Source organism: Brevibacillus choshinensis (assembly GCF_001420695.1).
Taxonomy (GTDB): domain Bacteria; phylum Bacillota; class Bacilli; order Brevibacillales; family Brevibacillaceae; genus Brevibacillus; species Brevibacillus choshinensis.
The window spans coordinates 1137282-1161477 of sequence record NZ_LJJB01000007.1; the positions used below are offsets into that span (position 1 = coordinate 1137282).

24 protein-coding genes are annotated in these 24196 nt (G+C 47.4%); 21 read left to right on the forward strand and 3 right to left on the reverse strand.

Translation table 11 applies throughout. The features are described from left to right. Window positions 1-43: 43 nt before the first annotated feature. From AN963_RS05470 to sigF, 13 genes are all read left to right on the forward strand, one after another. Window positions 44-853: a purine-nucleoside phosphorylase gene (locus AN963_RS05470; protein ID WP_055743516.1), complete on the forward strand. Its 810-nt coding sequence runs from the start codon at window positions 44-46 to the stop codon at window positions 851-853. Window positions 854-878: 25 nt separating this feature from the next. Then, window positions 879-2183: a pyrimidine-nucleoside phosphorylase gene (locus AN963_RS05475; RefSeq protein WP_055743517.1), complete on the forward strand. Its 1305-nt coding sequence runs from the start codon at window positions 879-881 to the stop codon at window positions 2181-2183. A 322-nt stretch (window positions 2184-2505) separates the two neighbouring features. After that, window positions 2506-2976 (forward strand): Lrp/AsnC family transcriptional regulator, encoded by a 471-nt coding sequence (locus AN963_RS05480; RefSeq protein ID WP_055743518.1) that lies wholly within the window; start codon window positions 2506-2508, stop codon window positions 2974-2976. A 113-nt stretch (window positions 2977-3089) separates the two neighbouring features. Further along, entirely contained in the window at window positions 3090-4751 is a 1662-nt protein-coding gene (locus AN963_RS05485) for a peptide ABC transporter substrate-binding protein (protein ID WP_055743519.1), read from the forward strand. Between the two features lie 262 nt (window positions 4752-5013). Next, entirely contained in the window at window positions 5014-5946 is a 933-nt protein-coding gene (locus AN963_RS05490; protein ID WP_055743520.1) for an ABC transporter permease, read from the forward strand. Between the two features lie 7 nt (window positions 5947-5953). Then, a complete protein-coding gene (locus tag AN963_RS05495; RefSeq protein WP_055743521.1) occupies window positions 5954-6871 on the forward strand; it encodes an ABC transporter permease in 918 nt (305 codons plus the stop codon). A 14-nt stretch (window positions 6872-6885) separates the two neighbouring features. Then, on the forward strand, window positions 6886-7881 hold the full coding sequence (locus AN963_RS05500; RefSeq protein ID WP_055743522.1) for an ABC transporter ATP-binding protein: 996 nt from the start codon (window positions 6886-6888) through the stop codon (window positions 7879-7881). A 14-nt stretch (window positions 7882-7895) separates the two neighbouring features. Further along, window positions 7896-8855, forward strand: coding sequence for an ABC transporter ATP-binding protein (locus tag AN963_RS05505; RefSeq protein ID WP_055743523.1), 960 nt, complete (start codon window positions 7896-7898; stop codon window positions 8853-8855). Window positions 8856-9131: 276 nt separating this feature from the next. After that, on the forward strand, window positions 9132-11210 hold the full coding sequence (locus AN963_RS05510; protein ID WP_055743524.1) for a methyl-accepting chemotaxis protein: 2079 nt from the start codon (window positions 9132-9134) through the stop codon (window positions 11208-11210). A gap of 100 nt (window positions 11211-11310) precedes the next feature. Further along, a complete protein-coding gene (locus AN963_RS05515) occupies window positions 11311-12498 on the forward strand; it encodes a D-alanyl-D-alanine carboxypeptidase family protein (protein ID WP_055743525.1) in 1188 nt (395 codons plus the stop codon). A gap of 148 nt (window positions 12499-12646) precedes the next feature. Further along, complete coding sequence (spoIIAA, locus tag AN963_RS05520; RefSeq protein WP_055743526.1) at window positions 12647-12997, forward strand: anti-sigma F factor antagonist; 351 nt, start codon at window positions 12647-12649, stop codon at window positions 12995-12997. A gap of 3 nt (window positions 12998-13000) precedes the next feature. Beyond that, window positions 13001-13447 (forward strand): anti-sigma F factor, encoded by a 447-nt coding sequence (gene spoIIAB / locus AN963_RS05525; protein WP_055743527.1) that lies wholly within the window; start codon window positions 13001-13003, stop codon window positions 13445-13447. 12 nt (window positions 13448-13459) lie between these two features. Then, entirely contained in the window at window positions 13460-14215 is a 756-nt protein-coding gene (gene sigF / locus AN963_RS05530) for an RNA polymerase sporulation sigma factor SigF (protein ID WP_055743528.1), read from the forward strand. Between the two features lie 229 nt (window positions 14216-14444). Here sigF and AN963_RS05535 read toward each other — a convergent pair whose 3' ends face one another. The 3 genes from AN963_RS05535 to AN963_RS05545 all read right to left on the reverse strand — a co-directional run bounded on the left by AN963_RS05535 (window position 14445) and on the right by AN963_RS05545 (window position 17431). Continuing rightward, window positions 14445-15065, reverse strand: coding sequence for a polysaccharide deacetylase family protein (locus tag AN963_RS05535; RefSeq protein ID WP_152985605.1), 621 nt, complete (start codon window positions 15063-15065; stop codon window positions 14445-14447). After that, a complete protein-coding gene (locus AN963_RS05540; RefSeq protein ID WP_083496792.1) occupies window positions 15065-16435 on the reverse strand; it encodes a LysM peptidoglycan-binding domain-containing protein in 1371 nt (456 codons plus the stop codon). Before AN963_RS05540 ends, AN963_RS05535 begins: the two co-directional genes overlap by 1 nt. A gap of 93 nt (window positions 16436-16528) precedes the next feature. Continuing rightward, the gene (locus tag AN963_RS05545; RefSeq protein ID WP_055743529.1) at window positions 16529-17431 is read right to left on the reverse strand and encodes a phosphotransferase family protein; all 903 of its coding nucleotides are present in this window, start codon (window positions 17429-17431) and stop codon (window positions 16529-16531) included. A gap of 189 nt (window positions 17432-17620) precedes the next feature. On the opposite strand from AN963_RS05545, the gene AN963_RS05550 reads away from it, so the two are divergent. From AN963_RS05550 to lysA, 8 genes are all read left to right on the forward strand, one after another. Continuing rightward, window positions 17621-18235: a stage V sporulation protein AA gene (locus AN963_RS05550; RefSeq protein WP_055743530.1), complete on the forward strand. Its 615-nt coding sequence runs from the start codon at window positions 17621-17623 to the stop codon at window positions 18233-18235. Continuing rightward, on the forward strand, window positions 18232-18651 hold the full coding sequence (locus AN963_RS05555) for a stage V sporulation protein AB (protein WP_055743531.1): 420 nt from the start codon (window positions 18232-18234) through the stop codon (window positions 18649-18651). The genes AN963_RS05550 and AN963_RS05555 overlap by 4 nt, the downstream gene beginning before the upstream one ends. Window positions 18652-18752: 101 nt before the next feature. Continuing rightward, window positions 18753-19238 carry a stage V sporulation protein AC gene (spoVAC, locus tag AN963_RS05560; RefSeq protein WP_055743532.1) on the forward strand — a complete coding sequence of 162 codons (486 nt, stop codon included), beginning with the start codon at window positions 18753-18755 and terminating at the stop codon, window positions 19236-19238. A gap of 14 nt (window positions 19239-19252) precedes the next feature. Next, window positions 19253-20278 (forward strand): stage V sporulation protein AD, encoded by a 1026-nt coding sequence (spoVAD, locus tag AN963_RS05565; RefSeq protein WP_055743533.1) that lies wholly within the window; start codon window positions 19253-19255, stop codon window positions 20276-20278. Continuing rightward, window positions 20278-20628, forward strand: coding sequence for a stage V sporulation protein AE (gene spoVAE, locus AN963_RS05570; RefSeq protein WP_055743534.1), 351 nt, complete (start codon window positions 20278-20280; stop codon window positions 20626-20628). The genes spoVAD and spoVAE overlap by 1 nt, the downstream gene beginning before the upstream one ends. Before the next feature lie 30 nt (window positions 20629-20658). Beyond that, complete coding sequence (locus AN963_RS05575; RefSeq protein WP_055743535.1) at window positions 20659-21276, forward strand: stage V sporulation protein AE; 618 nt, start codon at window positions 20659-20661, stop codon at window positions 21274-21276. Beyond that, complete coding sequence (locus tag AN963_RS05580; protein ID WP_055743536.1) at window positions 21227-22696, forward strand: spore germination protein; 1470 nt, start codon at window positions 21227-21229, stop codon at window positions 22694-22696. Before AN963_RS05575 ends, AN963_RS05580 begins: the two co-directional genes overlap by 50 nt. 175 nt (window positions 22697-22871) lie before the next feature. Beyond that, on the forward strand, window positions 22872-24194 hold the full coding sequence (lysA, locus tag AN963_RS05585) for a diaminopimelate decarboxylase (RefSeq protein ID WP_055743537.1): 1323 nt from the start codon (window positions 22872-22874) through the stop codon (window positions 24192-24194). The last annotated feature ends 2 nt before the right edge of the window (window positions 24195-24196 follow it).

The following is a 24196-nucleotide window of genomic DNA, read 5'->3' on the forward strand; positions in this document are numbered from 1 at the left end:
TAAACATTTATATAGAAGAAACAGATTAAAAGGAGTGTTACAAATGGCAAATTTCCATGAAGCAGTATCCTATATTCAACCAAAGTTGACAGAAAAACCTACTATCGGTTTGGTGCTCGGATCCGGTCTTGGAGTTCTGGCAGACGAAATCGAAAATCCGGTTGTCATTCCTTACCATGAAATTCCAGGTTTTACGGTATCCACAGTAGTAGGCCACAAAGGGCAGCTGGTTATCGGAAAGTTACAAGGGAAACAAGTCGTAGCGATGCAAGGACGCTTTCATTTTTATGAAGGACACGGCCTCGATGCGGTTGTTTTCCCAATTCGTGTCATGAAGCTGCTCGGCGTGGAAACGATTATCGTGACAAACGCAGCAGGCGGTATTAACGAGAATTATGATCCAGGAAACCTGATGCTCATTTCCGACCACATCAATATGACGTTCCGCAATCCGTTGATCGGGGCAAATGACGAAGCGATGGGTGCTCGTTTCCCTGACATGTCAGAAGCCTATTCCAAAGAACTGCGTCAGCTGGCAAAAGAAGTAGCTAGCGAACAAGGTTTCGAGCTGCGCGAAGGTATTTATGTCGGCCTGCTCGGTCCTAGCTACGAGACTCCAGCAGAAATTCGCATGCTGCGTATTTTGGGTGGAGACGCAGTAGGTATGTCCACCGTACCAGAAGTCATTGTTGCGCGTCATATGGGCGTAAAGGTACTGGGTATTTCATGCATCAGCAATATGGCAGCGGGTATCTTGGAGCAGCCTTTGTCTCACGATGAGGTCATGGAGACGACTGAGAAGGTGAAAACACAATTTTTGGCTCTGGTAAACGGAATCGTTGCCAAGCTGTAAGAGTTGACCCTAGGAGGGGCTTGCTATGCGTATGGTCGATATTATCGCCAAAAAAAGAGATGGCGGAGAACTGACTACAGAAGAAATTCAATTCCTGGTAAATGGGTACACAGATGGCAGTATTCCTGATTATCAGATGTCCGCTTGGGCAATGTCCGTCTTTTTCCGTGGGATGACTCCACGGGAGACCGGCGACTTGACGATGGCGATGGCAGGGTCAGGCGAGCAACTCGATCTAACGTCTCTACAAGGGATCAAGGTAGATAAGCACAGTACAGGTGGCGTAGGAGATAAGACGACTCTTGTGGTGGCTCCTTTGGTTGCTGCTGCAGGGATACCTGTAGCGAAGATGTCGGGGCGTGGTCTCGGTTATTCCGGAGGGACTATTGACAAGCTAGAGTCATTTGCAGGATTTGCCGTAGAGCGCACACGCGAGCAATTTTTACAGCAGGTGCGTGAGATCGGTGTGTCCGTCATCGGGCAGTCAGGCAACTTGACGCCTGCAGATAAAAAACTGTACGCCTTGCGCGATGTGACAGCGACCGTAGAAGCAGTTCCGCTGATCGCGAGTTCCATCATGTCTAAGAAAATAGCGGCTGGAGCAGACGCTATCCTTCTTGATGTAAAAGTGGGCAAGGGCGCTTTCATGAAAAGCTTAGACGAAGCCGAGACACTCGCGCGTGCGATGGTGGCGATCGGCAGTCAGGTAGGACGTAAGACAGTGGCGGTAATCAGTGACATGAACCAGCCACTGGGCTTTGCTGTGGGTAATGCGTTGGAAGTGAAGGAAGCAATCGAGACATTGGCAGGAAAAGGTCCTCGTGACTTGACGGAGCTGGCCTTGGCGATCGGATCACGTATGCTTGTTCTGGGTGGCCTTGTAACCAATGAGCAGGAAGGTCGCGCCAAGCTGGAAGAAATCATGGCTACCGGTAAAGCTGTGGAGAAGCTGGCGGAAATGGTAGAGGCTCAAGGCGGCGACAAGCGGGACGTATACGAAATGGACCGTCTCCCCAAAGCAACAATCATCCATGAGGTTGTGGCGTCAGAGGATGGTTATTTGACAGCGATTGATGCAGAAGCAGTTGGGCATGCCTCCGTCGTCTTAGGAGCAGGCAGATTGACCAAGGAAATGGCGATTGATCTGGCTGTTGGTCTCGTGCTACACAAAAAACGTGGGGAACAGGTCCGCAAAGGCGATGTACTCATGACCATCCATGCCAACAAAAAGGAGCTCTTGAGAAGTGCTCTGCAGGAATTAGACGGTGCTTTCTCTATTTCGACAGAGCCTCCGACAGATCAACCGCTGATTTATCGGATTATTGACTAGCTAAGTACTTGATACACAACATAAAAAGAGGTATGCGCTCAGTTGCATGCATACCTCTTTTTTGTTTAAAAATACAGTTTTCCGAGAAAATATAGTTGATTAAATTTTCATTTTCATATTCAATATGTATTACCGATAGATGTTTAGTAAAGTAAAAAATATTTTATTGGTTGGATGCTCTTTATAATGTTTTATAATTCTACTTGTCAAATTTCGTTGACACCGCTATCAATTCAGATTACTTTTAATGTAATAAACAAAATGTTAAAGTTTTTTTCGAATTTCGTAAAAAATGGATGGAGGTTCCCGAAAAATCGTATTTATGAAAAAGCTAGACCATGTTGACAAGCAGATCCTGCAAATCCTACAGGAAGACGGACGAACACCGTATACAGAAATCGCGCATCAACTTGGTGTAAGTGAAGGTACGATTCGTTCCCGCATCACTCGCCTGTTACAAGATGGAGTCTTTCAATTCGTCATCCATCCTGACCCTGAGAAATTAGGCTTACATGTACAGGCCATTATTGGTTTAACTACAAAGCTCGGTATGCAGAAGAATGTCGCAGAAGAATTGAGCAAAATTTCTGCCGTTCGATTTGTGGGCGCATTTAGCGGTAAGCACGACTTGATTCTCCAAGCGTGTTTCCATAGTAATGACGAACTGATCACCTTTGTCAACGAACGACTCTCTCAAATTGAAGGTATCGCTGCTGCGGATGTTTCTCTCGAACTGAAGCAGTACAAAGATTCTTTCTCTTTCGTTCAGGATGACGAGGTGACCTTGCAGTGAAAGGGGTTGATGCCTTCCAACCGTAGTCACTTTGCTTCGCGTCATGTTCGTTTTTTTCGTCCTTTATTTTCTGAAAAAAGACAAAAAAGAAAAACGTACTGGGGGTACTTGCGTTGAAAAAGAATATTTTTGCATTAGTGAGCTCTGTAGCAGTATTAGGAACCGCTCTAGCTGGTTGCGGTGGAGGACAACAAGCTGCACAACCGGCAGCACAACAGCCTGCAGCTACTACTCCAACTCAAACGCCGGCTGCACCTGCACCAGCAGAGAAAAAACCACAAGTGCTGAAAATGAATCTGCACTCTGAGCCGCCAACTGGTGACCCAGGACTCGCTGAGGATACGACTTCCGGTGCGATCATTCTGGCTACCTTTGACGGGTTGACACGGATTGGCTCTGATGATAAGCCACATGAAGCTGCTGCTGAGAGCTACACCGTATCGGATGATAAGCTCACATACACCTTCAAAATCCGTGATCACAAGTGGAGCAATGGAGATCCTGTTACCGCTAAAGACTTCGAATTTGCATGGAAGCGCGCTCTCGATCCAAAAACGGCTTCCAATTACGCATATCAGCTCTACTACATCAAAAACGGGGAAAAAGCGAACAAAGGCGAAGCAAAGCTGGACGATGTCGGTGTGAAGGCACTCGACGACAAAACTTTGGAAGTCAAATTGGAGAATCCAACTCCGTTCTTCCTTGAACTGCTGGCTTTCCGTACTTACTTCCCAGTGAACCCGAAAGTGGTTCAGGCGAATGAGAAGTGGGCAGGCGAAGCGAAAACCCACGTGGGTAACGGACCGTTCAAGATTGAGACATGGGAACACAAAAGCAAGATCGTTCTCGTGAAAAACGATTCTTATTGGGATAAAGACAAAGTAAAGCTCGACAAAATCGAGTTTGCGATGGTAGAAGACGAGAATACCGAATTGTCCATGTTTGAAAATGGTGAGCTTGATTGGGCAGGTTCTCCGACAAGTTCATTGCCAACAGATGCGATTCCAGCTTTGAAAGATTCCGGCAAAATGGTTACGAAGCCGATCGCGGGTACGTACTGGTACAAGTTCAATACCGAGAAGCCGCCATTTAACAACGTGAAGATTCGGAAAGCGTTTGCTTACTCGATTGACCGTCAGGGCTTGATCGACAACATCCTGCAAACGGGTCAACTTCCAGCTACAGGTGCTGTTCCACCATCCATGGTCTTGAATCCAAATGGCTACTTCAAGGATAAAGACATTGATACTGCGAAGAAATTGATGGAAGAAGGGATGAAGGAGTTAGGCATTACCAAATTGCCTGCCGTTACTTTGTCTTATAATACTTCAGAAGGCCACAAAAAAATCGCAGAAGCCATTCAAGACCAATGGAAAAAGAATCTTGGCGTAGATGTGAAACTCGAGAACAAAGAGTGGAAAGTGTATCTCGAAGATTTGCACGAAGGAAACTTCCAAATCGGACGGATGGGTTGGCTGGGTGATTTCAATGACCCAATCAACTTCCTGGAGCTGTACAAAGACAAAATGGGTGGAAACAACGATACGCGTTGGGAAAATCCGAAGTTCAAAGAGCTTCTGAACCAATCTTCTCTGGAATCTGATCTCGACAAACGCAAAAAGATTCTTGCAGATGCGGAACAAGTCCTGATGGATGACATGCCAATTATGCCAATCTACTTCTACACACAATCTTGGGTTCAGAATCCAAGCGTGAAAGGCGTTCAAATTACAGGTTTGGGCGACGTAGACTGGAAAGGCGCATACATCGAGTAGTCTCATTTTCAACACGTAAAAAAGTAGGAATCGGGCTTGGTAGCGAGAGGGTATATGACGGAACAAATACCCTCTCGTATGCCGACCCTTTCCATATAAATTAGATGGCAGATTAGCCAGTAGAGAAAAAGAAAGATCACTATTGCAAGAGATCTTAATTATTGGGTTATTTACACAGCCGATTTTTGCACTGTGTCGGTAACGTCCGCAGTGTAAAGATGGGACGTGAAAGCATTCATTATCTGTCAAGGGGGTAAGTTAGTTGATCCGTTATCTTGGTAAGCGCATCATCTTCATGCTCATCTCACTCTTCTTGATCGTAACGGCCACCTTCTTCATCATGAAAGCAGTACCTGGTGGACCATTTACGTCTGAGAAAAATGTTCCGGATGAGATCAAAGCGGCTCTGGAGGCCAAATACAAACTCAACTTGCCGTTGCACGAGCAGTATTTTAACTATGTAAAAGGTGTCGCTACTTGGGATCTGGGTCCGTCTTTCACGGAAAAATCCTCGACGGTCAATGAAATGATCAATCGCGGTTTCCCTGTATCCGCTCACTTGGGAGCACAGGCTCTCTTGCTGGCTGTATTTGGAGGCATCATACTCGGTGTCATTGCAGCACTCAACCATAACAAATGGCAAGACTATTCAGCCATGGTCATCGCAGTATTAGGACTATCTGTTCCAGGATTTATCCTGGCATCATTTTACCAGTATTTCTTTTCCATTAAATGGGGCTTACTGCCTATCGCGAAGTGGGAAGGCTTTGAGTACACGATTCTTCCGTCTCTAGCACTCGCAGCTTCACCGATGGCATTTATCGCGCGACTGACTCGTTCCAACATGATTGAGGTGCTGGGACAAGATTATATCAAAACGGCAAAAGCAAAAGGATTGCACACCTTCACGATCACTGTGAAACACGCGATCCGCAATGCTCTCTTGCCAGTCATCACTTACCTGGGTCCATTGATTGCCAACATTTTGACAGGTGCATTTGTAATTGAGCGTATATTCGGTGTTCCTGGTCTGGGCCGTGAGTTTGTACTCTCGATTACAAACCGCGACTACACCGTTATCATGGGTACGACCGTGTTCTATTCCATCATCCTGGTCGTTATGATCTTGATCGTTGACGTAGCGTACACATTGGTAGACCCACGGATCAAGCTGGCAGACGCAGGAAGGGAGTAATGATATCATGCAACAATTGACGAAAGAACAATTTGAACCGATTTCGGTTGACCTTCGCCAAGCTGAAGCAATCAAGCGCCCTAGCCTGTCGTTCTGGGCTGACGTGTGGCGCCGATTGAAAATGAATAAAGTAGCAATGGCATCCATGATTTTTATCGCAGTGCTGATCGTTGCTGCGATCGTAGTTCCGTTTATTACACACAATGACTATTTTACGACGGATTTGGCTGGAAAGAACAAAAAGCCATCCGCTGAGCACTGGTTTGGTACGGACGACTTGGGCCGTGATGTATTCGTACGTATTTGGTACGGAGCACGTATCTCTTTGGAGGTAGGTCTCGCCGCTGCATTTATCGACCTGATCGTAGGGGTCATCTGGGGCGGTCTCGCAGGTTTCTACGGCGGTAGAGTGGATGAGATCATGATGCGTATCGCCGATATTTTGTTCGCAATTCCATATCTTCTCGTTGTTATTTTGCTCATGGTTGTGTTAGAACCAGGAGTAGGGACCATTATTATCGCCTTAACGATAACGGGATGGATAGGAATGGCCCGGATCGTTCGGGGGCAGATGCTACAGCTAAAATCACAAGAGTTTGTCTTGGCAGCTCGTTCTTTGGGCGCAGACGCAAATCGCTTGATCTTCAAACACTTGATTCCTAACGCTTTGGGTCCAATTATCGTAACCCTGAGCTTGACCGTACCATCTGCCATTTTCGCAGAGTCCTTCCTTTCCTTTATCGGTTTGGGGGTAGCAGCACCAGTTGCATCCTGGGGGACGATGTCGTCCGAGGGTCTGCCGGCCATGAAGTACTACCCATGGCGATTGATGTTCCCGGCATTGTTTATCTCCGTGACCATCTTGGCATTTAACTTGTTCGGTGACGGTCTGCGCGACGCAGTAGACCCACGCCTGCGGAAATAGGAGGGATCATCGTTATGGAACGCATTCTTGATGTAAAAGACCTGCATGTCTCCTTCCATACGTATGCAGGGGAAGTAAAGGCAGTACGCGGTGTGAATTTTCACGTAAACCGTGGAGAAGCGGTAGCGATCGTAGGGGAGTCTGGTTGCGGTAAATCCGTGACAGCTCAAACCTTGATGAAATTGATTCCGATTCCTCCTGGCGACATTAAAAAAGGAGAAATCCTCTTTAATGGCGAGGACATCGTCAAAAAATCCAATAAACAGATGGAAGCAATCCGTGGGAAAGATATCGGGATGATCTTCCAGGATCCAATGACCTCTCTGAACCCAACCATGACGATTGGGAACCAGATTACAGAGGGCTTGATCAAACACCAAAACATGTCTCGTACAGCAGCTCGTGAGCGTGCGATTGAGCTGTTGACAATGGTAGGGATTCCACAACCGGAAAAACGTATTGAGCAATACCCACACGAATTTTCCGGCGGGATGCGTCAACGTGCGATGATCGCAATCGCATTGGCTTGTTCTCCAAAATTGCTGATTGCCGATGAACCGACTACTGCATTGGACGTAACCATCCAAGCGCAAATCTTGGACCTGATGAAAGACTTGCAAAAGAAAACAGGTACTTCCATCATCCTGATTACGCATGACCTGGGTGTCGTTGCAGAAATGTGTGATCGCGTAATCGTTATGTACGCAGGAAAAGTGATTGAAACGGGAACCGTAGATGATATTTTCTACAACCCACAACACCCATACACAAAAGGTTTGCTGCGTTCTGTTCCACGTCTTGACCTGAACCGCGACGAACCGTTGACTCCGATTTTCGGGACTCCGCCGGATCTGTTGCGTCCACCAGTTGGTTGTGGCTTTACGGCACGTTGTGAATCTGCGATGCGTGTGTGCCAAGAGATCGATCCTGATTTGAACGACGTCAGCACGACCCAACGAGCAGCTTGCTGGCTCCAGCATCCGCTTGCTCAGAACCGCGCAGGATCGTAGGAGGAGGGTAAACAGTGGATAACCGTGATACGCTGATTGAAGTCCGCAATTTGAAAAAGTTTTTTAGCATTGGTGACAATACGCTAAAAGCAGTTAATGATATCTCTTTTGAAATCAAACGTGGTGAAACACTGGGTGTCGTAGGTGAGTCTGGCTGTGGGAAATCCACAGCTGGTCGTACACTGCTTCGTTTGTACGATGCGACAGCAGGGGATGTCCTGTTTGAAGGCAAAAGCATTATGAACCTGAACAACCATGAAATGAAAGCAATGCGCCGCAACATGCAAATGATTTTCCAAGACCCATACGCTTCTTTGAACCCACGTATGACAGTCGGGGATATCATTGGTGAGGCGCTGGATATTCATAACCTGGCTTCCGGTCAAAAGCGCAAAGAGCGGATCCAAGAACTCTTGTCCTTGGTGAGCTTGAACCCTGAGCACATGAACCGTTTCCCGCATGAATTCTCCGGTGGTCAACGCCAACGGATCGGGATTGCACGTGCTCTGGCAGTAGAACCAAAGTTTATCGTCTGCGATGAGCCGATCTCCGCTTTGGACGTTTCGGTACAGGCACAGGTCGTAAACCTTTTGGAGCAATTGCAGGAGAAAATGGGCTTGACCTACATGTTCATCGCCCATGACCTGTCCATGGTAAAATATATTTCTGACCGCGTTGCAGTTATGTACTTGGGCAAAATGGTTGAGCTGGCTGACAGTGAAGCGCTGTATGAAAAGCCACTTCACCCATACACACAAGCACTTTTGTCCGCGATTCCGATTCCGGATCCAGAAATCGAACGTAACCGTGAGCGCATCGTTCTCCAAGGTGACGTACCGAGCCCGATGAATCCGCCAAGTGGTTGCCATTTCCGTACAAGATGCCCGAAAGCGATGCCTGAGTGTGCCGCTGCGGTGCCAGAATGGAAAGAAATTGAACCAGGACACTTTGCTGCTTGCCATTTGTATAACTAAGTTCTACAAAAAAAAGCGGGTTCTCTGGCCAATAGGCTGAGAGCTCGCTTCCCTTTCTGTGAACGTACAGGGATTCAGCAACTCAGCGTGTTTAGGAACGCATGACAACTTCGTCTGTGTTCGCCCTCCATCAACGAGCCTCGATAGAGGTTTCTTAAAGTGGTTTTACCTCTGATAAAAACGGGTATCATACCCAAGAGTATTCCTATCAGAGGTATTTTTTTCTGCTCTTCTTCTGGTAAAATGTAGAGTATTTAGAAAAAGGGGGTAGACATCTTGAAAAAAATTACAGCGCCACGATGGAAAGGAAAGGGATCTGGAAGCTCCGCAGCGTTCTTTCAGAAATTTAAGACCCTGACTGAGAAATCTACCGGGCAGTTAAAAGGTTCATTGGCTACCAAAATGATTGTGTTTGGACTGATTCTTGTACTTGTTATTATTGGTTCTCTGCAATACATAGCGCTTTCTTTTTCTAAGTCTACCTTGATCAACATCACTTCCAAGCAAGCGAAAATGTTGGCTGAACAGCATGCTACCAATATGAATGACTGGTTGAGTTCCATTGTGACTTCTACGGAAGCAGCAGCCTCCAAGCGGGTCATGTCGACGGAGCTGGAGCCACTGGTCAGAGAACAGTTCACTCTCCTGCGTCAAAGTCACAAGGAAATATCGAAGATCTACTTAATTGATACGGCTACCGGGAAATCGATCTACTCTCTTACCGGGAAAAACGAGATCGATTTTAAAGAGAAACAGTACTTTCAAAAAGCGTTGAGCAGCGGCGGTACAATCGTATCGGATGAAGAAATCGTCGAAGGTATTAATAAGAGTTTTCTTTATATTGCGACACCTATTGGAGAAAAGAATAAAGATACGCAACGGTTGTTCGTCGTTGGATTTACGATTGACCAGATCGTACAGAAGACGCAAGAGATTCCTTTTATGCAAAACGGGTATGCTTTCGTTGTCCGACAGGATGGCCTCGTAGTCGCGCATAAAGATCTCGAGCAAAACAACAAGCTCACCCTTACAGGGAAAAGCGAATACAACGAGATGCTCGATATGATGAAACAAGATTTGAGTAACAGCTTGCTCTATACGGATAACGGAAAGGCCAGTTTTGCAGCCTATGCTCCTATTCCGATTCTGCACTGGAATGTGGTGCTATCAACAGGCGTAGATGAAGTATACGGTGAAGTAAACAGCATGGGATGGTACTTTGTTCTCATCAGTATTCCGGTCATCGGCATTTCGGTTTGGCTGATCTGGTGGTTTGCCAAACGCATCCGCACGTCCCTGTATGCGATTGCTAAGGATATGGATCGGATTGGTGCAGGGCAATTCGATGTGCACGTCAAGGTGAATGGAAACGACGAACTGGCCATGGTAGGACGCAAAATGAATGAGATGGCCGCAGAATTACGTAATCTCATTGCATTGGTCCAAGGACAAGCAAATCAATTGAATATCGCAACGGATGAGCTGACCTTGTTTGCGGAAGAAAACAAAGGAGCAATCAGTGTTATCACGGATAATATTTCAGCGATTGCTACTCGTGTTTCGACGCAAACGAATGAGGTACAAGCTACAGCTCATACAGTCTCTGAAATTTCTCAAGGCGTCGAACAAGTAGCAGTAGCGGCTGAGTCCACCTCTGTAGCGACTACACGTACCTTTGAACGGGCTCAGGGCGGTATGCAATTGGTTGAGAACGTAATCGGCACGGTACGTCAGGCCACCGCAGAAGTAGAACGTACAGCGGGTCAGATGCATAGCCTTCGGGAAAGAGCTCGTCAAATAACAAGCATTGTCGAAATGATCAGTAGCATCGCATCTCAGACGAATCTACTGGCATTAAATGCAGCAATCGAAGCGGCACGGGCAGGAGATGCGGGACGCGGATTCTCTGTGGTAGCGAGCGAAGTACGTAAGCTGGCAGAAGAGAGCAGCTCCTTCTCAGAGCGAATCGCTTCGATCGCTCACTCGATCAACGACGAAGCGATGGATATGAGCAAGCACATGGATGATATCGTAGCGATGGTGAGTGGCGGACTCCAATCAGTAGAATCGGTAGGTACAGCCTTCCAAAACATCGTCGCTGAGATCCAGTCAGCTGCAGAGCAAAGTGAGTCGATGACTGCTACTTCCGAGGAGATGGCAGCGGGTAACCAAGTTGTAACGAACTCGATGCAACGCCTGGCTTCCATGTCAGATGAAATCAGTGATTCGATCACGGGTGTCGTCGAGACGGTGGATGAGCAACTGCATTCCATTGCACGTATTAATGAAAATGTAGAGCAACTGAAAAAAATGGCGGACGAATTAACGGAAAACGTAAGTCGCTTTGTCATCTAAAAGTAGATCCCTTCAGCTTATTGCGGAAGGGATTTTTTATGTGAATATTTTCCTATCCCGTTGGTGAGAATAAAACCATGAATGGAGGGAAGAGACTGCTATGAAACGGAATGGATATCTCGCTCTATGCTTCATCATGTGTTTTACCTTCTTTTCTCCCATGGTTGTCGCAGCTGCTCAGAAGTCTGGACCCCAGAGTGGAGAAATGAATTTTGCACCACACGCGCGGTCAGCTGTCATGATCGAGGCTGATACGGGGACCATTTTGTACGACAAGAACGCCAATGAAAAAATGCCACCGGCCAGCATCACCAAGGTGATGACCATGCTCCTCATCATGGAAGCGGTAGAACGAGGGGAATTAAAGCTAACGGATAAAGTAAGGACGAGTGAGCGAGCGGCCTCGATGGGCGGATCACAAATTTTCCTTCAACCTGGCGAAGAAATGACCGTAGAGGATATGATCAAGGGTATCGCGATCGCATCGGGGAATGATGCTTCAGTGGCTATGGCTGAGCATCTGGGGGGAACAGAAGAAGGTTTTGTCACCCGTATGAATGAGCGGGCAAAGCAGCTTGGCATGAAAAATACTCATTTTGTGAACTCAAATGGGTTGCCAGCAGAAAACCACTACTCCTCTGCTCAAGATATCGCAATCATGTCGAGAGAATTATTGAAGCACGAGGGAATTACTCGTTTTACTGGAACGTATCAGGACTACTTGCGCAAGGATAGTGCAAACCCGTTTTGGTTAGTCAATACGAACCGGCTGGTGCGCTTTTATGAAGGTGTAGATGGTTTGAAAACAGGTTACACAGGGGAAGCCAAATACTGCTTGACGGCTACAGCAAAACGCAACAACATGCGAGTCATTGCGGTAGTGATGGGTGAACCAGATGTGAAAACGCGCAATAATGAAGTTTCCACGATGTTCAATTACGCCTTTACTCACTTCCAGGTCATGCCTATGTACAAAAAAGGGGAAGCGGTCCAACCGATCACGGTCGATAAAGGCCAACAACCGCAGATCAATGCAATCACCCCTCACTCTGTCAGCATGTTGATGAAAAAGGGTGAATCCGCGGATAACTACGCTCGGGAAATTGTACTTAACCAACGAGTGTATGCCCCCGTCAGTAAGGAACAGGTTATTGGACATATCTTTATTCGGACGAAAGACGGCAAAGAAGTAAATCGCATCGATCTGTATCCGGAACAGTCTGTGGCAAAAGCAGGCATGTGGGAGATTCTTAAGCGGACAACCAAGAACGTTTTCATCAGCTACTAGAGACACCTTAGAACGCGAAAAGAATCGAGTTGCCTCGAATGGAATACTGTGGCTGCTCGATTTTTTTGTTCTTTTGTCGACTGGCAGGAATTGGGTGAGAAGAGGAAGAAAAGAGAGTTTCATTACGGGATGAAGGAGTGTGTCAGCCATGAGTTTGCGCATCGCGATGGAGACCAAACAGGATGTATTGGTCATCCGTTTGCAGGGAGAGCTGGATCATCATACAGCAGAAGAGCTGCGAGGTAAGGTAGATGAGATTTTACGGGCCCCCGATATTCGCCATATTGTATTGAGTTTGGCTGATTTGACGTTTATGGACAGTTCAGGTATCGGAGTCATTTTGGGCAGGTACAAGCAGATATCCGCACGATCAGGAGATATGTACGTGACCTCGATTAATCCGACGATCTACAGGATTTTTGAGATGTCAGGCTTGTTCAAAGTGATTAAGTTTCGTGAAAACGAAGCAGATGCACTGCTTGTTCTGGGGGTGGCGTAAACCATGACACAACGTAACTTTATGTCCGTATCGTTCGCTGCTTTGAGTCAAAATGAAGCATTCGCCCGTGTAGCCGTCGCATCGTTTATCTCCCAAATGGATATTACGATGGATGAATTGGAAGAGATCAAGACCGTGATCTCCGAAGCGGTGACCAATGCGATTATACACGGGTATGACGAGAATCCAGAGGGTGTGGTACATATCTCCGTGCAAATAGAAGATGGAACGGTTGACGTTGTCGTTGAAGACAACGGAAAAGGGATCGACGATGTGGAACAGGCGATGCAGCCGCTATATACGACAAAACCAGAACTTGAACGTTCCGGAATGGGCTTCACCATTATGGAGAATTTCATGGATTCTTTGGAAGTGGCAACTGTCGTCGGCAAAGGTACGACGGTTCGCCTAACCAAACGCCTGTCGTTTGCCAAAGCATTGCAAAATTAGGGGTAGTGCCAAATGGGTGCCGATATCAAAAATGCGAGTCAACCATTTCTGACCAATGACCAAGTGAAAGATTTGATTGCCAAGAGCCAAGCTGGTGATGTGGATGCACGCGAGCTTCTCGTGAATAGCAACATCCGGCTGGTCTGGTCCGTCGTCCAGCGCTTTATCAACCGCGGGTATGAGGCGGATGATTTGTTTCAAATCGGTTGCATTGGCTTATTAAAGGCCGTGGACAAGTTTGATCTTTCGTATGACGTGAGATTCTCGACTTATGCTGTGCCTATGATCATCGGGGAGATCCAACGGTTTTTACGCGATGATGGTACGGTAAAGGTCAGTCGATCGTTAAAAGAAACAGCGAATAAGGTACGACGCGCAAAGGATGAACTGTACAAGCAATTCGGCCGTGCACCCACGATCGCAGAGGTGGCGGAAGCGGTGGGAATCACACCTGAGGAGGTTGTCTTTGCGCAAGAAGCAAGCAGGGCACCTTCTTCCATCCATGAAACCGTCTTTGAAAATGACGGTGATCCCATCACACTGATTGACCAGATCGCGGATGAAGGTGTGAACAAGTGGTTTGAGAAAATTGCCTTGAAGGACGCGATCAGCCGATTGACCGAACGCGAGCAACTCATTGTCTATCTGCGCTATTACAAAGATCAGACACAATCCGAGGTAGCCGAGCGACTAGGGATCTCGCAAGTTCAGGTATCGCGTCTCGAGAAGCGCATTCTGCTGACGATCAAAGACCAAATTGAACACTAGCAACGGAACAACGACGATACTTTACAGGAAAACAACGTTACAAAATGGTCATAACCCTGTCAAGTAAACAAAAAGGACGAAAAGAAGCAACGGCCGTTTCCCTGAAATCCACGGGGGAGCGGCCGTTGCATTTCTCTGTCTTTACGTGTGCAAATATTTCCCATTCCCGAATAGGTTGGATGGTTTCACTAGGAACAAGGATGTACCAGTCGAAAGGCCTGCTACGGAACTACCTGTACGCGGACAGATGGAGCAATTGGGGAATGGTGGAAAATGTGAAGCCACTTTCGCTGAGCACTTCGATAATATAAGGTAATGCTTCAAGTGTCCCTTTTACCGTTTCGGTAGGACCTGCGCAATGCTGCAATACGATGGATCCGTCCCTCACATGGCCAAGTATGTTTTTGGCTACCTGAGGGCCAGTAAGCCCTTTCCAGTCCCAACTATCGATATCCCACAGAAGGATTTCATGATCAAGTGAAGTTACTTTTCTGACGATGTCATCATTCAAATCTCCGTATGGTGGGCGAAATAACCTCGTTTTCACACCTGCTACACGATCGATTTCTTCCGTTGTACGCAAAACCTGAGTCTGCACGTCAGACAAGGGCAATTGCGTCAAATTCGGATGATCCCAGGTATGATTGCCGATGATATGCCCTTCATCCTTGATGCGCCTTAGCATCTGAGGATTTCTCTGCACTGCTTTGCCAACACACATGAAGGTTGCGTGAATCCGATAGTCAGCTAACACATCGAGAATACGCGGTGTCCATATTTGATCCGGACCATCATCAAAGGTAAGGGCTACTGCTTTTGGCCTTCGTGAGATTGGGGTACTACGTTCCATTACGTTCTCTCCGTTTCATCATCCTCAATCTTAAGTAGTTGGTTTTCATAGATCGTATCAGAAGCTAGATTATTCCAGATTTTTAGTTGTTCGACTGAAACGCCGTACTTTTTAGAAATATTCCAAAGAGTGTCTTCTTGTTTAACAAGATGAGTACTTTCCTTTGGACCGTCTGTATGATCTTGAACTTCCTCTGGTACATCACTGACCGCCAAGGAGTCATCCACATAGATCATGTCAGAAGTAAGTTTATTCCAGCTTTTAATCTTCTCGACTGTGACTCCATATTGCTTGGCGATTTCCCAAAGCGTATCTCCCTTTTTTACATGGTGCATTGCAGGTTTCTCTTTTTCATCATTGTTATCTCCGTTGAGTTCAATTCTGTCTTCCATCGTCAATATCCCATCCTCCTGTAAGACGGTAATCATATGCTCGGCTCGATGGCGATAGGTAGCATTACTGACAGCGAGCCTGCCTTGCTCACGTATAGGTTTGCACTCTTCTGGATGATCCAAGTAGTGGCGGATTAAACGCAAAGTTTCTTCGGGTGAGGATGAAGCTACGAGGTCTTTACCGGGTGTGAACAATCGCCTGATCTCAGGCGTATCTAGGGTGAAGAGAAATCCGCCTGATCCCAGTATTTCGTAGGTTCTTTGGGTAACCTGATTCTTGTAATTCTGCAAGCCAATGATGATGTCAGAAGAACTGTAGACTTTATTTGCATCTGTATAAGGCAAATACCCGTACTGCCACTCCCGGGGGATGTCCACTCCCAGATACGGCTTCATTTTATCCCAGTCACGACCAAAAAAATTGATTCGTATCTGCGCCTGAAGCAGTGGACGAATCAGTGTATGGAGAGAGGTAAGCCGATAATGATCGGGATATTTTTCGAAAACATGGGGATAGGCATTCGCAACTACTGAAATGGTACTTCGGTATCGAGCCTGACTCTCCACCGGATGATGGACACTGCTATGATGGCCGAAGTCCATGTGTGCCGCTTTTATACCCAAGCTATTGTAATGCTTCACCCAGGAAGGAGAAATCGTAAAAACAAAATGAGGCATGACCATTCGAATCAATGGCAAAGAGAAGGTCACCGCAAAGGTCGGGTCTTCCGTAGCCCAGTAAACAAGCGGAATGTCCGTGGCATGAACGTATTTTTGGATCCAATTTTGTCGTTGAAAAGTGTGCTCTGGTCCCCAGCCCATCATGACGATCAAATGGGGCTGGAAATCAGCAATCATCTTCGGAATGTTTTCTTCGGTTAATGGACCTGAGACCTTGACTTGGTGCCCAGCATCACGAAATCCGTTAGGCAAACCGTGGATCCACATGGGGTGGCTTTCCAAAAACAAAACACGCATGTTTTCACCTCAGATGATGGAGTGCATTTTTCCCAATACCATATGCAGTAACTGACGGTCTGGAAACGCCTTTAATAGATGGGCTATCGTAATTTAGGCACGATCCAGCTTTGAAATCATCCTTAGTTTTTCTAAGGCACTCTGAATCAATCGTTGATTATTCGTTTCGATCCCATGAAGGAGCTTCCAAAAGCTCATGACTTTTAAGTAAAAGTCCGTAATGCGTCTGAAGAAAGCTTTATCAATGGGTGCACCGTAGTGGCGAATAACCTGGGCAGCAAATTCCTGGCCATATGCTTTGTGCAGACCAACAAAATCATAAGCTGGGTCTCCCACCCACATGGAGCCAAAATCAATGACTCCGGAGATGGCTCTTTGCCTGGAATTGTAAAGGATATGTGCTGGTTTAAAATCATTGTGCAAAAGACAAGGTGAAAAGTGAAAGGATGCGGAGTCGGACAAAAATCGGGTAAATACACGATCCGTCCAGGCAATTAGTTGAGGATCCATATAGGGATAACATTTTCTTTTAATGGTTTCATAATTTCTCTGCCACGTTTTTATCGTCCAGGAAGCCTCTATAGTGGATGGAAATTCATTTTCTATTGGAAAGGTGTGGAGAGCAGTCAAAAATTCCCCCAGTTGTTTGGCAACTAGCTCCTTTTGCTTACTTGATAATGAATGCAGCGCTCTGGGCGAGAGCGGGTCCCCTTTGATGAGAGGGTAACCAACATACGTAATTTCGTCTGTTGGACTCGACGCGTAAAGAAATTGAGGAATTGGTAAGGGGAGCGATGGACCTAAAGTTGGTAAAATTCGCTGCTCTATTTGTAAGGTTTTTTTTGCGCTGTCTGTGCGGGGAAAGCGGAAGACAATTCGTCCTCCTACGACGACTACAAGGTTGGACCATCCCGATTCATTTATGCTGATTGATTCTTTTGAAAGTGCAGAATGTCGCGTTTTAATTAGGGTAATCAACTTATCTATTAACAACAACGCATTCATCCCCTCGACTGTCAGCCTCGATGATACATCATATGACACCGTTAAATAATGGGAAGAGCACGTGTGCATGGGTGTGCTTATTTTTTGTGTAAGCACTGGAGTGGCCTTTGTAGGGTATGGCATTTGAGGAGGGGCACATACTAGCGAATACATGAGAGGTTTCCAAAAGGAGGGGATCATTTGAACGATCCGATGTTTTTGCGCCTGCGCAAAAGACTGGCGGTAAAGCCAGAAGCTCTCATCACGATGGGGGATGTCTGTCAGATTTACTGGAACGGAGAACGGGAAGAAGCGATCAGTAGAATGCCGATCTACCGAGTAAAGCCTGAGGACGGTAACCTTATCATTATTGATATCATGCAAGTGATTCAGCGACTGCGTTCGGCCTATCCAGAAGCAGATCTGGATATCCAGGGTTCTCCCCAAATCATTGTAGAGGTACTCAATCCGCGAAAGAAAGCAAATCTCGTTTTGGTGGCGCTTGTTTGGGTTTTACTCTTTGTTGGCTCCGGACTGGCTATCATGAACTTTCATACCGATGTGAGCATGATGCAGGTTCATCAGCGCATCTTTTATTTGATTACGGGTCAGGAGAGCAAACAACCGTTGTGGCTGCAAATCCCCTACTCAATCGGCATCGGAATGGGGATGATTTTGTTCTTTAATCACATCTTCAAGAAGAAGATCAATGAAGAGCCTAGTCCTCTCGAAGTGGAACTGTTTATGTACCAGCAAAGTCTTGATCAATATTACATCCAGCACGAAAACAAGGAAAACCAGCGGACGAAGACATGACGATTTGGATCGCGTTGCTGCTGGTTCTCGTTGGTTTGGGTGGCGGATTAGCAGTAGGGAGCGGACTGGTAGCGTTTATTACCGTGCTGGATATCATTCCGCGGTTGACTCAGCTGACCAACGCGCATCGCTATATTCGTGCTTTCGAATGGTCCTTAGTAATGGGGGCTCTCTTTTTTACGCTCATCGACTTTTTTCATTGGGGAGCGCATCTTCCCCTACTCATTACGTCTGTATACGGGCTGATGGCAGGCATTTTTGTGGGGACATTGGCAGCAGGATTAACAGAAGTGCTCAATGTGTTCCCCATTCTGGCTAAGCGTCTGCACATGGATGGGAAGCTGCTCTATTTGCTCATGGCTGTGGTATTCGGCAAAGTGACGGGATCGATCGTGCAATGGTTCCTGAACCTGTGAACTGGTAAATACCTCTATTCATAGGCAACTTTTGAAAAAGGAAGGATATAGATACGGATTGCATCATGGGCATTGAATCTGTGATAAAAAGGAGTGGAAAAATGGCGACCAAAGCAAAATCAAAACCCATTGGATCCATGCAAATGACCAAACAGATGTATAAGCAGGAAGCTTCCAAATACCAACCGAAGCGAAATGTCCTGCTCAACTCGATCCGCGCTTTCTGGGTAGGCGGGACCATTTGTTTGTTTGGGCAGGTCTTGCAGAACATGTACATTCACTTTTTTGGGTTTACGGAAAAGACAGCGAGCAATCCAACGGTCGCGACTCTGATTTTTATCTCTGTATTACTGACGGGGTTCGGTGTCTACGACAATATCGGCCAATATGCAGGTGCAGGGTCAGCCGTGCCGGTTACTGGTTTTGCCAACTCCATTGCAGCAGCGGCCATCGAGCATCGTAGTGAGGGCTTAGTCCTTGGGGTAGGCGGCAACATGTTCAAGCTGGCGGGTTCGGTCATCGTGTTTGGGGTAGTGGCTGCGTTTATCGCCGGCATTATCAAGACGTTGTTCAAAATGATCTTCTGAGGGAGGGAACTTTCGTGGAAAGCAAAAAGCAAGTGTCCCGGATCAATCGGCAAACTTGGCATTTCTCGCAAGACGTCCGCTTGCAAGCCTCCGCCGTATCGGTCGGTCCCAAAGAAGGAGAAGGGCCTTTGGCAGCGTTGTTTGACAAGATTCACGACGATATGTACGCAGGCCAAAAGACGTGGGAGGATGCAGAGCGGCAGCTGATGGAGGATGCCGTTACGACCGTTTTGCAAAAGGCGGGCATTACAGAGCAGGATGTGGATGTCATTCTTGCAGGGGATTTGCTTAACCAAAACATCACAACCAACTTTACTGCTGAGAAGCTGGCCATTCCTTTGCTGGGAATGTACGGGGCCTGCTCTACTTCGATGCTCACACTCTCCACAGCTGCGGCACTGGTCAACGCTGGGTATGCCAACAGGGCAATCGCAGCCTGCAGTAGTCATAACGCTACAGCAGAACGACAATATCGCTACCCAACCGAATACGGGGGACAAAAGCCTCCGACGGCACAATGGACGGTGACAGGCTCAGGAGCGGGCCTGGTGGGGATCGGGGGCACTGGACCGCGCATCACCTATGCCACAGTTGGGAAAGTAGTCGATATGGGCATCACGGACCCGTTTGATATGGGCTCAGCGATGGCGCCAGCAGCTGTTTCTACCCTACAGGCACATTTCAAAGACACGGGCCGTTCCCCACAGACGTACGACTTGATAGTAACTGGGGACTTGGCGTCTGTCGGTTATCCAATCGTCAAAGAGCTCATGTTACGAGATGGGTATCAGATGGATCAAGTGTATAACGACTGCGGGCTGATGATTTTTACCCCCGATCAGGACGTTTTTGCAGGGGCGAGCGGTTGTGCGAGCAGCGCAGTTGTTACCTATAGCTACATCATGGACCAATTACAGAAAGGTTTGCTGAAAAAAGTGCTCGTTTGTGCGACGGGAGCATTGTTAAGCCCGGTGAGCTATCAGCAAGGAAATTCCATTCCGTGCATCGCACATGCGGTCGCGCTAGAGGGAGGACAATGATGGAATACGTAATTGCGTTTGTTATCGGTGGTCTTGTTTGTGTCGTGGGCCAGCTTCTAATGGACGTAGGCAAGCTCACTCCGGCGCACGTTATGAGTACCTTGGTTGTGGCTGGAGTCGTGCTCGACTTTGTCGGCGTGTATGACAAATTCATTGACTTCGCGGGAGCAGGTGCGACTGTTCCGATCACGAGCTTTGGCCATTCTCTGTACCATGGGGCCATTGGCGAGGCTGAGCAGCATGGATTGATCGGTGTCGCTACGGGGATATTTGAAGTCACTAGCGCAGGGATCTCGGCAGCTATTGCATTCGGTTTTTTAGCATCGCTTGTTTTCAAACCGAAAGGGTAGTTGGCACGCAGTCAAAGGCGGTGAACGAAGATGGATCGACAGCAAAGAAAGGTAATCCTGGTGACAGACGGAGACCATATTGCTCAAAAAGTAGTCGAGACTGTCGCCCGAGAGTTGGGAGGCCGGTGCATTTCGCTGTCTGCCGGGAATCCGACGCCGCTTCGTGGTAGTCAAATGGTTGAGCTGATCAAAATGGCTCCACATGATCCGGTAATCGTTATGTTTGATGATAATGGTGACTTTGGAAGGGGGAGAGGAGAGCAAGCCTTAGAGTATGTAGTCAAGCATCCGGATATTGAGGTGATCGGTGCCATTGCAGTTGCTTCCAATACCCGTTTCGTCCAAGGCGCGATTGTCGCTTATTCTGTCGATAACCACGGACAGATCGTAGAAGAAGCAGTGGACAAGGATGGCTATGCGGACGAGGAACTGAAACATCGTATTTACGGAGATACCGTGGATATCCTGAACGCGCTTCAGGTACAGAACGTAATTGGCATCGGTGACATCGGGAAGATGGAAGGAAAAGACAGTCTGCAAAACGGGTGTCCGATCACCAGAATAGCCGTGCAATGGATATTGGAAAGGAGTGGAGAACATGACGCAGGTAACGGAAAAACGACGTCCCCTCTCAGACCGAGTCGATGAAAACAAGGAGTACCTAAACGATCGACTCGGAGTTGGTACCAGTTTTGATATTGGCGCCCACGAATTTTTCATAGGGAGCACCAAAGTGGTTCTGTATTACATAAATGGTTTCGCGGACAGCCATCTCGTCTCGCAAATTATGCGAGAATTGAACGACTTGCGTGGCCGGGATGTTCAAAACAACATCATTGATCACCTGTTCTACAAATACATCCCTTATTTCCAGCTGGAAAAAGTTAGCAAGACCGATGAGTTCATGGACAAACTGCTAGTCGGACAGATTGGGTTGATCATCGACCATTCTTCCGATGCGATCATCATGGATGCCAAAGTGCTGCCGGTACGCTCGCCACAGGAGCCAGATACCGAACGGATCGTGCGGGGAGCGCATGATGGTTTTACAGAAGTATTGGTCATAAATACCGTGTTGACCCGCAGGCGAATTCGTGACGAGCGGCTACGTTTTGAGATCATGCGGATCGGCGAACGTACAAAGACGGATGTAGCCGTTGCTTATTTGCAAGATGTGGCCAATGAAAAGCTCGTAGACACACTGAAGGAACGTCTGCAAAACATCCAAATCGACGGGATACCGATGGCTGAAAAGACGGTAGAAGAGTTTATAATCGGGAAGACGTTCAATCCGTTTCCCCTGGTGCGTTACACAGAACGGCCAGATGTAGCCGCCGTGCATTTGCTGGAGGGGCATGTACTCATTTACGTTGACAATTCCCCCAGCGTGATGATTACGCCATCAACCTATTTTCACCATGTCCAGCACGCGGAGGAGTATCGGCAAACGCCAGTCGTCGGAGCTTATCTTCGCTGGGTTCGCTTTTTTGGCATCTTTGCTTCCATTTTTGTCCTACCGATCTGGCTGCTCTTGGTTATGCATCCGTCTATGATTCCGGAACCGCTCCATTTTCTAGGGATTAAAGACAAGGGAAGCATTCCCCTTCTCGCCCAGTTTTTAATGGCGGAGGTCGGTCTCGACTTGATGCGGATGGCGGCAATTCATACACCTGCTCCATTGTCCATAGCCATGGGCTTACTCGCAGCCACTTTGGTCGGTGACATAGCGATCAAGGTAGGCTTGTTTGCGCCAGAGGTCATCCTCTATCTCGCTATAGCTGCCGTCGGGATGTATGCGACTCCCAGCTATGAATTGAGTCTTGCGAATCGGTTGGTTCGCATCTTCTTGATCCTGATGGTCGGTTTCTTCTCGACGCCGGGATTGATGATCGGCTTCACCGTGGTTTTGGTTGGACTTGCCACGACCCGATCTCTCGATACACCCTATTTGTGGCCGTTCATTCCGTTCAACTATAAAGCATTCAAGGATATCATGGTCAGGATCGCGGCTCCGAGTAAAAATAATCGGCCGAGTATTGTCCGATCGCAAAATAGTTCAAGGCAATAATATTCTGAAAACGTCGGTCAACACCCATTGTCAAATGAACGTCCATGTAGTAAATTGGATGGGAAGCCTTACGGAGCTTGTTATGTTCGGCAACTGACTTTTGGTCGGTTGCCTTTCTCTATAGGAAAATAACGTATAAAATGATCCGGTGCAGACGATTGGGGAGGAAAGAAACATGTTTTTACACGGGACAAGTCGAGTAAACGAGCTAGGTAATCTGGAGATCGGTGGCTGTGACACGACGCAACTGGCAACACAATACGGGACACCACTCTACGTATACGATGAAGCACAGATTCGCAGTAAGTGCCGTGATTTTGTTGAGGCGTTCCGTACATCCGGCTTTGCCTTTCAGGTAGCCTACGCGAGCAAGGCTTTCTGTACGATGGCGATGTGCAAGCTGGTCGAAGAGGAAGGCCTTTCTCTCGATGTCGTATCGGGTGGAGAACTGTACACAGCCATGCAAGCGGGTTTTCCAGTAGACCGGATTCACTTCCATGGCAACAACAAATCCTTGGATGAAATCGTAATGGCTCTCGACGCCAAGATTGGCTGTTTTGTCGTGGATAATTTTTATGAGCTGCACTTGCTTGATCAACTGGCTGCAGAGCGCGGGGAAAAGGTGTCTGTCCTGCTCCGAGTCACTCCAGGTGTAGAGGCTCACACACATGAGTACATTTCTACGGGTCAGGTAGACTCAAAATTTGGATTTGATGTGAAACATGGGCAAGCATTGGAAGCGATGAGATTTTCCTTTGAAAGCAATCATCTTCATTTATTAGGTGTACACAGCCACATCGGTTCGCAAATTTTCGAAACCGAGGGCTTCCTAGTCGCAGTGAGAAGACTGACCGAATTGCTAGGGGAAGCAAAAGACGCATTTGGCTTCTTACCCGAAGTATTAAACGTTGGAGGCGGTTTTGGTATCCGCTATGTAGAGGGAGATACACCGCAACCAGCTGAAACTTATATTAAAGCGATCACGGACGCGGTGCGAGAAGAGTTGAATGCTCGTGAGATTCCACTGCCGGAGCTTTGGATCGAGCCAGGCCGTAGTATCGTCGGAGATGCAGGTACTACCTTGTATCGAATTGGATCGAACAAGGAAATTCCAAATGTGCGCAAATACATCGCGGTAGATGGCGGCATGACCGATAACCTGAGACCAGCCTTGTATCAAGCGGAATATGAAGCAGCGGTTGCCAACAAGATGAACGAGCCTGCTACAGAATTGGTTTCGATTGCCGGCAAATGCTGCGAATCGGGCGATATGCTGATCTGGGATGTGAAGCTTCCAGCTACAGTCTCAGGAGACATTTTGGCTGTGCCAAGCACAGGTGCTTATGGCTATTCGATGTCAAACAACTACAACCGCATCGCTCGACCTGCTGTTGTTTTTGTAAAGGACGGAGAAGCGGAATTGGTTGTAAAGCGTGAGAGCATTGCAGACGTTGTCAGTCACGACCTGCTGCCAAAGCGAGCACAATTACAGCGATAAAA

What these genes read in the sequence shown, in the direction of transcription:
- AN963_RS05470 (WP_055743516.1), top strand. Translation starts at nt 44, where the DNA reads ATGGCAAATTTCCATGAAGCAGTATCCTATATTCAACCAAAGTTGACA.
- AN963_RS05475 (WP_055743517.1), top strand. Translation starts at nt 879, where the DNA reads ATGCGTATGGTCGATATTATCGCCAAAAAAAGAGATGGCGGAGAACTG.
- AN963_RS05480 (WP_055743518.1), top strand. Translation starts at nt 2,506, where the DNA reads ATGAAAAAGCTAGACCATGTTGACAAGCAGATCCTGCAAATCCTACAG.
- AN963_RS05495 (WP_055743521.1), top strand. Translation starts at nt 5,954, where the DNA reads ATGCAACAATTGACGAAAGAACAATTTGAACCGATTTCGGTTGACCTT.
- AN963_RS05500 (WP_055743522.1), top strand. Translation starts at nt 6,886, where the DNA reads ATGGAACGCATTCTTGATGTAAAAGACCTGCATGTCTCCTTCCATACG.
- AN963_RS05515 (WP_055743525.1), top strand. Translation starts at nt 11,311, where the DNA reads ATGAAACGGAATGGATATCTCGCTCTATGCTTCATCATGTGTTTTACC.
- spoIIAA (WP_055743526.1), top strand. Translation starts at nt 12,647, where the DNA reads ATGAGTTTGCGCATCGCGATGGAGACCAAACAGGATGTATTGGTCATC.
- spoIIAB (WP_055743527.1), top strand. Translation starts at nt 13,001, where the DNA reads ATGACACAACGTAACTTTATGTCCGTATCGTTCGCTGCTTTGAGTCAA.
- sigF (WP_055743528.1), top strand. Translation starts at nt 13,460, where the DNA reads ATGGGTGCCGATATCAAAAATGCGAGTCAACCATTTCTGACCAATGAC.
- AN963_RS05535 (WP_152985605.1), bottom strand. Translation starts at nt 15,065, where the DNA reads ATGGAACGTAGTACCCCAATCTCACGAAGGCCAAAAGCAGTAGCCCTT.
- AN963_RS05540 (WP_083496792.1), bottom strand. Translation starts at nt 16,435, where the DNA reads ATGCGTGTTTTGTTTTTGGAAAGCCACCCCATGTGGATCCACGGTTTG.
- AN963_RS05555 (WP_055743531.1), top strand. Translation starts at nt 18,232, where the DNA reads ATGACGATTTGGATCGCGTTGCTGCTGGTTCTCGTTGGTTTGGGTGGC.
- spoVAC (WP_055743532.1), top strand. Translation starts at nt 18,753, where the DNA reads ATGGCGACCAAAGCAAAATCAAAACCCATTGGATCCATGCAAATGACC.
- spoVAE (WP_055743534.1), top strand. Translation starts at nt 20,278, where the DNA reads ATGGAATACGTAATTGCGTTTGTTATCGGTGGTCTTGTTTGTGTCGTG.
- AN963_RS05575 (WP_055743535.1), top strand. Translation starts at nt 20,659, where the DNA reads ATGGATCGACAGCAAAGAAAGGTAATCCTGGTGACAGACGGAGACCAT.
- AN963_RS05580 (WP_055743536.1), top strand. Translation starts at nt 21,227, where the DNA reads ATGACGCAGGTAACGGAAAAACGACGTCCCCTCTCAGACCGAGTCGAT.
- lysA (WP_055743537.1), top strand. Translation starts at nt 22,872, where the DNA reads ATGTTTTTACACGGGACAAGTCGAGTAAACGAGCTAGGTAATCTGGAG.